Source organism: Prevotella sp. CAG:592, assembly GCF_000436015.1.
In the GTDB taxonomy this organism is placed as follows: domain Bacteria; phylum Bacteroidota; class Bacteroidia; order Bacteroidales; family Bacteroidaceae; genus Prevotella; species Prevotella pectinovora.
Window position 1 is genome coordinate 1 of record NZ_FR892487.1, and the last position, 13,001, is coordinate 13,001.

7 protein-coding genes are annotated in these 13,001 nt (G+C 49.4%); 6 read left to right on the forward strand and 1 reads right to left on the reverse strand.

The window, feature by feature from the left end:
* Positions 1-1,172 precede the first annotated feature (1,172 nt).
* From trxA to QVO99_RS00585, 6 genes are all read left to right on the forward strand, one after another.
* Positions 1,173-1,469 carry a thioredoxin gene (gene trxA / locus QVO99_RS00560; RefSeq protein WP_022315636.1) on the forward strand — a complete coding sequence of 99 codons (297 nt, stop codon included), beginning with the start codon at positions 1,173-1,175 and terminating at the stop codon, positions 1,467-1,469.
* A 148-nt stretch (positions 1,470-1,617) separates the two neighbouring features.
* Positions 1,618-4,113 (forward strand): FAD-dependent oxidoreductase, encoded by a 2,496-nt coding sequence (locus QVO99_RS00565; protein WP_022315637.1) that lies wholly within the window; start codon positions 1,618-1,620, stop codon positions 4,111-4,113.
* Positions 4,114-4,159: 46 nt separating this feature from the next.
* On the forward strand, positions 4,160-5,086 hold the full coding sequence (locus tag QVO99_RS00570; RefSeq protein WP_022315638.1) for a LysR substrate-binding domain-containing protein: 927 nt from the start codon (positions 4,160-4,162) through the stop codon (positions 5,084-5,086).
* Between the two features lie 212 nt (positions 5,087-5,298).
* Positions 5,299-5,505 carry a DUF4492 domain-containing protein gene (locus QVO99_RS00575; RefSeq protein ID WP_022315639.1) on the forward strand — a complete coding sequence of 69 codons (207 nt, stop codon included), beginning with the start codon at positions 5,299-5,301 and terminating at the stop codon, positions 5,503-5,505.
* Between the two features lie 11 nt (positions 5,506-5,516).
* Complete coding sequence (locus QVO99_RS00580; protein WP_022315640.1) at positions 5,517-7,088, forward strand: cytochrome ubiquinol oxidase subunit I; 1,572 nt, start codon at positions 5,517-5,519, stop codon at positions 7,086-7,088.
* Positions 7,089-7,116: 28 nt separating this feature from the next.
* Positions 7,117-8,202 (forward strand): cytochrome d ubiquinol oxidase subunit II, encoded by a 1,086-nt coding sequence (locus QVO99_RS00585; RefSeq protein WP_022315641.1) that lies wholly within the window; start codon positions 7,117-7,119, stop codon positions 8,200-8,202.
* Between the two features lie 60 nt (positions 8,203-8,262).
* Here the strand turns inward: QVO99_RS00585 and QVO99_RS00590 are convergent, their stop codons facing one another.
* Positions 8,263-12,723, reverse strand: a complete 4,461-nt coding sequence (locus QVO99_RS00590) for an AAA domain-containing protein (RefSeq protein ID WP_022315642.1) — start codon at positions 12,721-12,723, stop codon at positions 8,263-8,265.
* Between the last annotated feature and the right edge of the window lie 278 nt (positions 12,724-13,001).

Sequence of the window (13,001 nt, forward strand, 5' to 3'; positions counted from 1 at the left end):
CTGCCCATTATACAATGAAGCGTCAGCCGTTAAAGGCTGTTTGGTGTTATCTTCCAATGTTATTGCTCAGAGGTTAGATTAAACCAATAGACTTTTTCTTGATAGGATTGTCAATTATTGACTACAAAGATAAAAAATCTTACTCAGCCGAAATAGTAAATCATTGGAAATTTTGACTTTAGGTATCACATTTTTGTAATTTTAGGTGGTTTGTAGTAACTGATTCTACAAATCACCTCTCATTGTCATTACCTGGATAAACCTTGTGACTTCTTTTTGATGGTGCTCCTAACCCCAACTTCAGTGTTCCATCCCTATTCGTGAGTTGGTCGGCACAACCATTGGAGGCGCCGAGCGAAACATAAGTGTCTGCGCTACATGACATGTGGCCAACAAAAGCGAGGAAGATGTCAATGGCATTGTCTGTTAATTGAACTTCATTCGTGGCAAAGAGTTTTCCTCGGTTCGAAATAAGAAATCTCACTGACATCCACGTCTACATTCTCAATTTGAGTGCACGACCATTCTGCCATCTGATTGTGCACGTCCTGTTTGTCCCCAATCGTTATTACATCGCTATGAATTTTGTTTGTCATCAAAAATCTGTCATAGTATCATTTTTCTCCTTAATGAAGCCACTAAACCGCTATAGACTAATGACTTGACTCAATGATGCTTTTCTGAATGTTTTACAGAAAAGTGTCATTAAAGTATCATTGAAGTATCATGGAAAGTAAGCGTAACACTATCATCGCGGATGCGCTTACAATTATCAGATGACATCAACTTATTGGGCAACCGCTTGGCATAAATTCTGCCCAACAGGGGCAAGCACCTTGCCCCTGTTGAGAAAGCACCTTGCCCCACATGGGCAAGCATCGTGCCCATTTTAGAGCTTAAAACTGTTGAGGCTCAAGTATCCTGTTCTGTATTGGAGATAGGTAAAAGCATGGGGTTTCTGCCGGTTTAAAACAAAATGATCATTAGGACTTGTTTGTATTTTGTTTATTCTAATTTGGGTAGACCGATTTAAGTTTATGATAGTTGTAGTCTATTATGATATAGATGTGCTCATTTGTTTGTCTATAAAAGAAGCCGTATCTTTGCATCGTCAAAATTGATGACAGACCAAATGATGAACACCCAAGTATTAATCAATAAATATAAAAGATATGGAAAAGCTTTCAGATATAATAAAGAGCGGTCAACTGACTCTCGTTGACTTCTTTGCCACATGGTGTGGTCCGTGCAAGACAATGCATCCCGTTTTGGAACAACTGAAGGAAGAACTCGGCGACAGCATACGCATAGTGAAAGTTGACGTAGACAAAAACGAAGCCATAGCCATGCAGATGCGCATCCAGTCCGTTCCTACCCTAATGGTTTTCAACGGAGGAGAGATGAAATGGCGACAGAGCGGTGCCATGTCGGCAAACGAACTGAAGCAAGTGATAGAGAGAGTGAAGTAGAAAAGACAGCAAACAGTAATAACCCCAATTGAGTAATGGTAAAACAATAACTTGACCGACAAAAATACAGGTCAAAATTTGATCAAGTTATTCTTTCACCATTACTGAACGTCCTAGTGACCGTTTTGGGAGTAAATATTTATCGGCCATGACAGCAAACAAGAAAAAATTCCTCATAGTGGGTGGAGTGGCAGGTGGAGCTACTGCAGCCGCACGCATCAGACGAATGACAGAAGATGCAGAAATCATACTCTTTGAAAAAGGAGAACATATCTCATACGCCAACTGTGGATTGCCATATTATATCGGTGGAGTGATAGAAGACCGCGACCGTCTGTTTGTGCAGACTCCAGAAGCTTTCGGCAGACGTTTCAATATCGACGTGCGCACAAGGAGCGAAGTGACGGCGATAGATGCGACAGCCAGAAAAGTGACCGTGCGCACCGCTGACGGCAAGGAATATAGCGAATGCTACGACAAACTGTTGCTCTCACCGGGAGCGTCGCCAGTGGTGCCGCCTCTCGATGGCATCGACAGCGAAGGAATATTCACGCTGAGAAACGTGAGCGACACCGACCGCATCAAGCGTTATATGAACGACCACAAGGTGAGGCGAGCTGTCATTGTGGGAGGTGGATTCATCGGTCTGGAGATGGCAGAGAATCTGAAGCATGCCGGCGCACAGGTGGCAGTGGTGGAGATGGCAAACCAGGTGATGGCGCCTATCGACTATTCGATGGCGGCTATCGTGCACGACCATCTGCAGCAGCAGGGCGTGAAACTGTATCTGGAACAGGCTGTGGAAGGCTTCTCTCAGGAGGGAGAAGAACTGGAAGTGCATTTCAAATCAGGCATCAGTCTCAAGGCAGACCTGGTGTTGCTGAGCATCGGTGTGAGAGCGGAAACGCGACTGGCACAGGCAGCAGGACTGAAACTTGGCGACATGCGCGGCATTTGGGTGAACGAGTATCTGCAGACATCAGACGAGAACATTTATGCCGTAGGCGACGCCATCGAATATCCACATCCTATCACCGGAAAACCATGGCTGAACTTCCTGGCAGGACCCGCCAACCGTCAGGCACGCATCGTGGCAGACAATATGGTGATGGGCAACAATGAGAGATACGAAGGGGCAATCGGCACGGCAATAGCCAAAGTGTTCGACATTACCGTGGCATCTACCGGTCTGCCGGCAAAGCGACTCAAGCAGATGGACATCCCTTATCTCTCAGCCACTATACATAATGGCGCCCACGCCGGATACTATCCCGGCAGTATGCAGATGGACATCAAAATAACCTTCTCGCCTGAAGACGGCAGACTCTATGGTGCTCAGATCGTGGGCTACGACGGGGTGGACAAGCGCATCGACGAATATGCCATGGCGATAAAGAACGGAGCCACAGTAGACGACCTCACCCGTCTGGAGCATGCCTACGCACCGCCATTCTCTTCAGCCAAAGATCCCGTGGCGATATCAGGCTATGTGGCAGGCAATATACTGAGCGGAAAGATGACTCCACTATATTGGCGCGAGTTGAAAGATATTGATACTACGAAGGTGACGCTCATCGATGTGCGCACAGCCGATGAATATGCTCTGGGAACTATCTCTGGAGCCATAAACATCCCGTTGGACGATATGCGCGACAGACTCTCCGAAATACCGAGAGACAAGCAGATATGGCTGTTCTGCGGAGTAGGACTCCGTGGCTATCTGGCTTCCAATATCCTGAAAGCCAACGGATATGAAGATGTGCGCAATCTGATAGGAGGATACAAGACATACAAGGCTGCCACTGCAAAGATAAACACGCCGGAAGGATTCGGCGAAGCAGCAGATAATAGTCAGGCGAACGCTTCAGAAACGTCAGGATGCAGCGCTGATGCTCCGTCGTGTTCCGCAGACAAAGAGGTGATAAAGGTAGATGCGTGTGGCATCCAGTGTCCCGGACCAATCATGAAGATGAAACAGGCGATGGACGCCTTGAGTGCAGGCCAGCAGTTGGAAATCCGTGCCACAGACGCTGCCTTCCCAAGAGATGCAGAGGCATGGTGTAATACAACGGGAAACAAGTTCCTTGGCAAACGGTCGGAGGCTGGCATACACATAGCTCTCATAGAGAAAGCCACACCATGCGCCATAGAAGCAGCCAAGCCTCAGACCAACGATTTTGGAAAGACGTTGATACTCTTCAGCGACGATCTCGACAAGACGCTCGCCACATTCGTTCTCGCCAACGGGGCGGCAGCAACAGGAAAGAAAGTCAGCATATTCTTCACGTTCTGGGGACTGAATGCAATAAAGAAGACTCACAAGCCAAAGGTGAAGAAAGACATCTTCGGACGGATGTTCAGTTGGATGCTCCCTTCAGACTCTTCCAGACTGGCACTTTCGAAGATGAACATGATGGGTATGGGCGCCAAGATGATGCGCTATCTGATGAACAAGAAGGGAGTGGACTCTCTGGAGTCGCTTCGCCAGCAGGCAATCGACAATGGAGTGGAGTTCATAGCCTGCCAGATGTCGATGGATGTGATGGGAGTTAAGCGCGAGGAACTGCTCGACAATGTCACCGTCGGAGGTGTGGCAAGCTATATGGAGCGTGCAGACAGGGCAAACGTGAATCTCTTTATATAAGAATAAACAGTCAACAATGTATATGCCCATTCACTAACACCGCATTATGAATCTACAACAACTCAGATACATAATCGCCGTCAACCGCTTCCGCAATTTTGCGAAAGCGGCTGACTCGTGTAATGTATCGCAGCCAACGCTCAGCGCCATGCTGCAGAAACTGGAAGAAGAACTCGACATCAGAATCTTTGACCGCACCAACAGATCTGTGACGCCTACCACCGCCGGCGAAAAGATAATCCGTCAGGCAGAGAATGCGCTGATGGAGATTGAGCGCATCGGCGAGATAGTTTCTGAAGACAAAGGACAAATAGGCGGCGGGTTCAGATTGTCGGTAGGTCCAACGATAGCGCCATACATACTGCCGAAGTTCATCAGACACTATAGGGAGATGTATCCCACAGTGGAATTGTCGATACAGGAAATGAAAGTGAACTTCATGATAGAGGCGCTGCTGCGAGGCGAACTGGATGCCGGAATGGCGATATCGGGCAATGTGTGCGATGGGGTGCTTGAGATTCCGCTCTATGCAGAGAAATTCATGGTATATCTTGCCGAGAGCTGCTGGCGCAAGTTGCCCGTGTTCAAACCGGAGAATCTGGAACACGAGAACATGTGGATAATGAAGGATGCCCAGTGTCTGAGAGACAGCGCTTTCTCTTTCTGTAAAGCACGGAGCAAGGGAACCCATATCTATGAGGCTGGCAGCATCACCACCCTTGTGCATATCGTCGACGAGAATGGCGGTTTTACCATCATTCCGGAGATGCACCTTCCGTTTCTCAACGACAGGCAGCGGGAGAACGTGCGCCCGATAGAAGGCGACTATCTCTCGCAAAGGCGAGTGTCGCTGTATGTCAAGGAGGATTATGTGAGAGAGCGTATGCTCAACACCATTACCGACACCATGAAGACATTCATGCCCGCAGGGATGATAGGCGAGGGGATAATGAAATACGGCATCAGACTATGACCGTTTTGAAAAATATAGTTGCCAAAAAACAAAATCCAAGCAGCCCTGATGGCTTTTAAAGATGACAAAATCCCGTGCTGAAAAGATATTCTCTATCACGGGATAGATATTTACAATTGTTCACATGTAGAAGGAATTGTATATTTGCAAAACTATATTATGACAACAACTCCCAACGTTCAATAGCCCGTTGGGGAGGATAAAGCAAAGATATGGAGAAATTGCGTAAAATATTCCTCTTCTATTATGAAGGCTTCAGGGGGATGACGGTCGGCAAGACGCTGTGGACCATCATCCTCATAAAGCTCTTCATAATGTTTGCCGTTCTCCGCATATTCTTTTTCCAGCCCGCCCTTTTGGGCACCGACGAGGAGAAAGCAGACAAAGTGAGGGAAAATCTGATAACAACGAAACCTTAATAAAAAAGCGTATGGATATAATCAACGTAGTAGAATGGTCAAGGGCACAGTTTGCCCTTACCGCATGTTACCATTGGCTCTTCGTGCCGCTGACATTGGGATTGGGAATAATAGTAGCCGTGATGGAGACAGTGTATTACCGCACCCGCAAGCAGGAATGGCTCAGTCTCACCAAGTTCTGGATGACGCTCTTTGGCGTAAACTTCGCTATCGGAGTGGCTACGGGCATTATCCTGGAGTTTGAGTTCGGTACCAATTTCTCCAACTATTCATGGTTTGTAGGCGACATCTTCGGTGCTCCGCTTGCCATCGAAGGCATCTTTGCCTTCTTCTGCGAAAGCACTTTCTTCGCCGTGATGTTCTTTGGATGGAAGAAGTTTTCTGCCGGCCAGCACCTTGCTGCCACCTGGCTCACTGCCTTTGGCGCGAGTCTGAGCGCATGGTGGATTCTCGTTGCCAACTCATGGATGCAGTATCCTGTGGGCATGGAGTTCTCTGCCGACCAGATGCGCAATGTGATGGTCAGTTTCCGGGATGTGGCTCTGTCGCCGGTAGCGGTAAACAAGTTCATCCATGCCGTCACCAGCGGATGGTGTCTCGCCGGTGCCTTTGTCGTATGCGTCAGCGGATGGTTCCTGATGAAGAAGCGCAACGTAGACTTTGCCGTCAAATCCATCAAGGTAGGCGGCGCAGTAGGTCTTGCAGGCATCCTGTTGTGTATGTTCTCCGGCGACGGCAGTGCTGTTGAGGTGACAAAGGTGCAGCCCATGAAGCTCGCTGCCATGGAGGGTCTGTATGAGGGCAAGGAAGGCACGCCCCTTGTGGGCTTTGGCATACTGAATACGGAAAAACAGTGGAATGACGACAAGGATCCGATGCTGTTTGAGATAGCCATACCAAAGGGATTGAGCATACTGGGACGCCACGACGCCAATGCCTTTATTCCGGGCATCAAAGACATTATTGAGGGCAAAGACATTGTGGATGGAAGGATGGTCAATACCGTTCCGTATGCCGAACGCATCAAGCGCGGCAAGGCAGCCCAGAAGGCTCTGGCGGCATACAACGAGGCTAAGAAGGCAGGCGACGCTGCCGGAATGGCAAAGGCAGAAAAGGAACTGAAGCCAGACTACAAGTATTTTGGCTACGGCTACTTCAATGATGTGAAAGAAGCAATCCCCGATGTGGCAATGGTGTTCTATCCTTTCCATATCATGGTCGCCGTAGGCGGATGGCTGTTGGTGTTCCTCGCCGCAACGGTGTTCCTGTCGTTCAAGAGACGCGGATGGCTGAGCTGCAGATGGAAGAACATAAGTATATTCCCGCTTTTGGCATTTGTCACTTTGCCTCTGGCATATCTCTGCTCCCAGTGTGGCTGGATAGTAGCCGAAGTGGGTCGTCAGCCATGGGCAATCCAGGATATCATGCCAGTGCAGGCAGCCGTGTCAAGTCTGTCGGTAGGTCAGGTTGTCACCACATTCGTCATCTTCGGCTTGTTGTTCACCATCCTGCTGTGTGCTGAGATAAACATTATGATAAAGCAGATAAAGAAGGGTCCCGAAGTGCAGGAACACGTAAACTGATTTTGTTAAACCCACAAATATATACACTATGAACTATCAATTATTACAAGAATACTGGTGGCTTTTGATTTCCGTCTTGGGATCACTGTTGGTCTTTATGCTCTTCGTTCAGGGCGGACAGTCGATGATACCCCAGATGAAGGAGGAGCAGCGTGAGGACATGATATATACCATTGCCCACCGTTGGGAACTAACCTTCACCGTGCTCGTCACCTTTGGCGGAGCCTTCTTCGCTTCGTTTCCGCTGTTCTATTCCACCTCCTTCGGTGGAGCATACTGGATATGGATGCTTATACTCTTCGGCTTCGTCGTGCAGGCGGTGAGCTTCAAATACCGTCTTTCCGACGGAAACATCCTCGGCCGCAAGCTATATGACATCTTCCTTTTCATCAACGGCATTCTTGCGCCGCTGCTCTTGGGCGGTGCGGTGAGCACATTCTTCTTCGGAAGCGATTTCACGGTAGAGAAGACAAATCTCACAGACGCCGCAGCTCCCGTGATATCGCAGTGGGGAGACTGGCATGGACTCGAAGTCCTTCTGGATTGGCGTGTGGTGATGTTCGGATTGATGGTATTGTTCCTCACAAGGGTGCAGGCCAACCTGTGGTTTCTCAATCAGGTGAAAGACGAGAACACGGCAGAGTGGAACAGAAAACAGCTCCGTGTCAATGCTCCGGTATTTGTCGTTCTCTTTCTTGCCACAACGGCAGTATTGCTTACTACCGGCGGTTACGAAACTACCGGCCTGCATGAGTTCCAGTGGGTAGACAACAAATATCTCAACAATTTCATAGCCATGCCGGCGGCGCTCATAAGCTTCCTCTTGGGCACACTCATGGTGCTCTATGCAGTCTTTGCCGCTCTGTTCAGAAAGAGTCGCAAGGGAATCTGGTTCTCCGGCTTGGGAACGGTGCTTGTGGTTCTGTCGCTCTTCTGGGTGGCAGGCTATAACGACACGCCTTACTATCCGTCTTATGCCGATATGGAGTCATCGCTGACAATCTACAATTCGTCATCATCAGAGTTCACCCTGAAGACTATGAGTGTCGTCAGCCTTGCCATTCCGTTCGTGTTGGCATACATCGCATGGGTGTGGTATAAACTCACGAAATAAGCGGGAGATTTATATGCCCCATTGAGTCTGACCCCAAGCGGCGCTGATGGCCGTTTGGGGTTATTTTGACTTCCATATTTCATAGCAGAACGGAGGAGTCTTGGGATTTTCTTCCTGTTCATGGCTGATGGCTGAACGCTCAGCCTTTATCGTTTCCACATATTGTTCCAGCATGCTCTTGAAGACAAGGAATGAACGTATCTTCGTGTCGTGGTCTGAATGCTGGATGATGAAAACATAACGGTTTAGCGGATGCTTCCTCATCACGCTGACAATCCTGTCTGCCAGGTTTTCTGTGAAGGTGCAGTCTACATTTGAGAAGAAATACGACATATTGAAAACCACGAGGTTTGGCACTTCAGACACGGAAGTCCAATATCTGTCGTCCAATTCCATGAATGAAGTCTTGAAATCCATCAGCATCCTGTCGCCGGTAGTTTCTCCCAGCAGTTTTTCCGCCATTGCCTTCATCGCCGTAGAGATGTCAATGCCAGTATAATGAATGTCCGGAAACAGCCCCGCCATTTGCTCAGCAAACGCGATGCCGCAGGTGGCAGGTCCGCATCCAATGTCTATAAACCTTATTCTTCCGCTCATATTCTTTGCCATGGCCGACAACCAGTTGCTGTAAGACTGATACAGTCTTTTCGCACTGCGATAATACCTCTGCATGATGTAATGACAGTATAGCAATACCTGGTCGTCGGCATTAATTATCAGGTTGGCATTCAATTCCGTGCTGAATAGCGACGAGTCATTCGAGAAGTCCGACCGTCCGTAGTTGATGAGCGACATGTTGGCATCCGTCGTATTGCCGAGGATTATCTCGTGTCCTCTTGTGCGCAAATCATTTTTTATCTCATCCACGACATGCTTGCTGAATGCGGCAGCGAATCGGGATGACATGCCCGATGTTTCCTCAGCCATTGTCGTTTCATAGGCGTCAACCGTTTCGCTTACTTCAAAGTTTCCCTTGCAATAATCATCCGGAGCTACATCAAAGTATCCACCCTTGCTCCTCACGAACTCCATCAGTTTGTAGAAAGTGAAGTTCTCGTTGAGAAGAACTGGATTTCCGATGAGAATCAGGTTCAGTCTTGCTCTGGTCATGGCAACATTCAGTTTGCGGTCTATCACCAGTCCGTCCTCTTCAAACACATTGCTCGTAAGGAAGTTGAGCTGATACGGCTGCTGGATGGTGAAACCATATATGATATAGTCACGCTGACTGCCCTGATAGCGCTCCACGGTGTCTATCGTGATGTCATGAAGACAGGGAATGCCGAACTTGTCTATCTCGTTTCTCACCGTGGATATCTGGTTGCGGTAGGGCACAATCACGCCAATCGTCTTTTCCGTGTCGAAACAACCGGATGCCAGCTCATACACGGCGCGTACGGTGGCGGCAATCATCCTTGCCTCCACGCTGTTTGTCTTTGCCGATAGCGACCGCTTTGGTGGTTCTGCCGTGACGAAAGCTATGCGGCGGGTCGTGAGCATGGTGATGATGCTGTTTCCGGTGTCTTTGCGCACATTGGGAAGAATCTGGTGGTCGAGCGGCACGATGTCGAGGCGGTTGCCATAGAAGGCATAGTTGGGAAACTCCGCAATGTCTCTGTGCATGCGTCCCTGCTTCGTCAGCATATACACGAAGCGGTCGTCGTAGTCGCCTCTGCCCGTCTTGAAATGTGTGAGCAGGCGCTCAAAGAGCGACAACCGGCAGTCAGAGAGATGTATGTCGCACAACTCCGGTTCAGTCACGGCAGACTCCTCCGGCGTCTGCTGCACTACGGCAGGCAACTGCTTGTGGTCGCCTATGAGCACAAACTTGTCTATCCTGCACAGGTCGTCCTTCTGTGCGCTGAGCAGTCCGATGAGATGTGGCTCGAGAATCTGCGACGACTCGTCTACAATGGCAAGACTGAAGTGCTTTATCTGCAGCAATGACACGTTGGCGTTGAGCGCGGCAGTCGTTCCACAGAACACCCTCGTGGAGCGGATGGCCTTTCTGCCGGAATCCAGATCTTGGGATTTCAGTTTGTTGCTCAGCAGATATTGACGGTATTCCTTGGAGCAAGAGAGTTCAGAACCAATCCTCACGAAGTCGAAGTCGGGATCCTCCTCCTTCAGTTCCACGAGTTTGCTGCATATCTCGTCAACCGCCCGGTTTGTGTATGACAGCAGCAGCACGTTGGTGTCCTCCTCCAGCAGTTCCTCCTTCAGCAGGTTCACCAGTCCGTAGGATGTCTTGCCCGTTCCCGGAGGACCGATGATGAGAAACAGGTCGCGCGCCTGTTTCGCACGGTCAACGAGCGTGTTGAAGTTGCCGTATTCCCCCTTGCGCCTTATCGTAGGGTCGGTCTCCGGCTGGCGCTGCAGGAGGATAAGGTCGCGTCGCTCTTTGGGAGCAGAGAGGAATGAGTGCATGGCGCTATACAGAGAGCCCGTCATCGACTCAAGCATATCGTGCTCTATTGCCCATAGTGTGTCGCCAGGTTTGTTCCCAAAAGCAGTCTTGTCCGTCTGGCTGCAGCGCAGACGCAGTTCTATACTGTCGTTGCGCATGTCGATGATGGTGGCGCGGTGTACCATTTGCGCACATGCGTCAGGCACCTTCGTGTCTTTGTTGTAATTGTATGGATAGAGCATCACGATGTCGCCGATGCGGAAATTTGTGGTGTCAGCCGACTGTGGCTCGTCAAACCGGAGCTTTATTCCGCTCACAGACGTCTCCTGCTTGTCCTCAAAGTCATATCCGGCGATGTGCAGCTTGTCGTAGATGTTGCCGGCAGCCTTCTTGTCCTCCAGCGTGTCATTCCATGTTGAGGCGAAGCCGGAATCCTCCTTCGTCTTGTTGCCAACCTTGGCAAGCAGCTGCTCGTTTTCCAGAAAGCGCAGAAACCGGAGATAATACAGGCGCTCAAGCTTTGATGCAGAGGCGATGGGCGAAAGGAGTTCTGAAAGTTGAGGCCGTATGTAATCCTCCCACAACCGTCCGGTCACCTTCTTCTTGTTCAGCATGTCGGGAGTAAGACTTGTCAGGATGTCGAGTCCCTCCTTGGCATACAGTATCTCGCTCCATGCGAGCAGGTTGCGCATCCTGATGGCGCGGTGAAGCAGCTGCGGGGCATTAGGCGAGCTGACCAGTCCTTCAGAGTATTTGGAGTAGAGGAGCATGATGCCTCTGATTTCCGACGGATACTTGTCATATCCATAGGTGAGCAGCGCACCATACAATAGGGCCTGCACCCAGTGTGGTTCCCTCACTTTGGGTATGTTGGGATTATAAGATGGCGAAGTGTAAGGCACGAAATCCCCCTTTCCTGATTTCTGCTCTATGATGATGATGTCTTTATCCTTTTGCCACAAGAAGTCAAGTCGTCCCTGAATGCCCAGCACCTCGCTGAAGAACGACGGTTCGAGAACCACGCCTTTCCTGTTGTAGTCTTTGATAGACTGCGGCAGACTGGCGCCTATCAGATGGCTGATGTTGCGCTTCTGTATCTGTGCGTCTTGCGTGAACCTGATGCGGTCCTTTGGGAGTTCCAGCCCCGGGCATGATATTATGCTCATGATATTCCTGCTTACAAACTCCCTGATGCTGTCGCTGAAGGCGATGTTGCGGTCGTGTACCACGTCATCGAGGAACTGTCCCGACAGGTTACCCAGATGTATGGGCAGCGTGTTGGGATTCGGTTTAATCTTGTTTACCAGATTCACGAACGGCGATTCGGCATAAGACTCGAAGCAGCTTGATATCGTGGTGATGTTTATGAGATAGTCTGGCTCCAGAATGATAAGCTCCGGCAGACAGATTTCGCCGCGCTCATCCATACGGATGCGCACCAGGTTCAGTCTGGCTCCCTCCCAGAGTGTTGTCTTGAGGTACGACCAGTCTGATTTCCCCTCAAGTGTGAGGATGTGGTTGTGGTTGCCGTAGGAAATCTGCATGGTGTTGTTGTTTTCCTCTTCCGTCGCCCATATATACTCGTCATCCCAACGTTCCACAACGACCCGAAGCACCTTCTCGCTGTATCGTCCCCATGTCTTCTTCCTGTCGGCACGTGGAAAACAGGCTTTCAGCTGCTCCGGTATTTCTTCCTTGCCGCACACATGATACACCAGCAGCGTTGTGGCTTTCAGATTATGCGGAAAGAGCTTGGAAAGTTCTTCTGCCGAGAGTTCCTGGTCGCTGTTGGGGCGGGGAAAGAGGTCCTTGCGACCCAGCTGTATGAGATTGGCAATATTGGATGGTATATCGTATTCCTTGATGCAATAATCCACCTTGGCGAATAGTCCCACGAAAGCAATCTGGCAGTCGAGAACGGCTTGGTCCACCGCCCGGCGGAATACCTGTTTGAGAATGGCGTATCTCTCTTCTTCCGTCATGTCGTCAGCGCAAGATTCCTTCAGTTGCATATATAGGCTTGATGCGGAGTCTACGACGATGGATTTTCCTATGCTGGCATTGACCCTCTCGCTGTTGTCAATCTTTCGTTTGGTATATGGTTTTGTCTGCATGATTATTTTCCTGTTATGGTGTCGGCAAATCTGTTTTCCTTATGGCGCTACCAGATTTTGAGCGCATGCAAATATACTCAAACTATACGAGAATAAGCCATGAAAGCACACCTTTCGAGAAATAAAGCTGTCATAAACCATATCGCCACATTTGCTAACGTGCAATGCAAAAGGGCAACGTCTTTATCAACGTTACCCCTGGTTGTTGTAATTATTTCCAGTCAACAGTGTTGTTTTATTGGTGAAAATGCCGTAAATTTGCTGATTGAATAATAAAT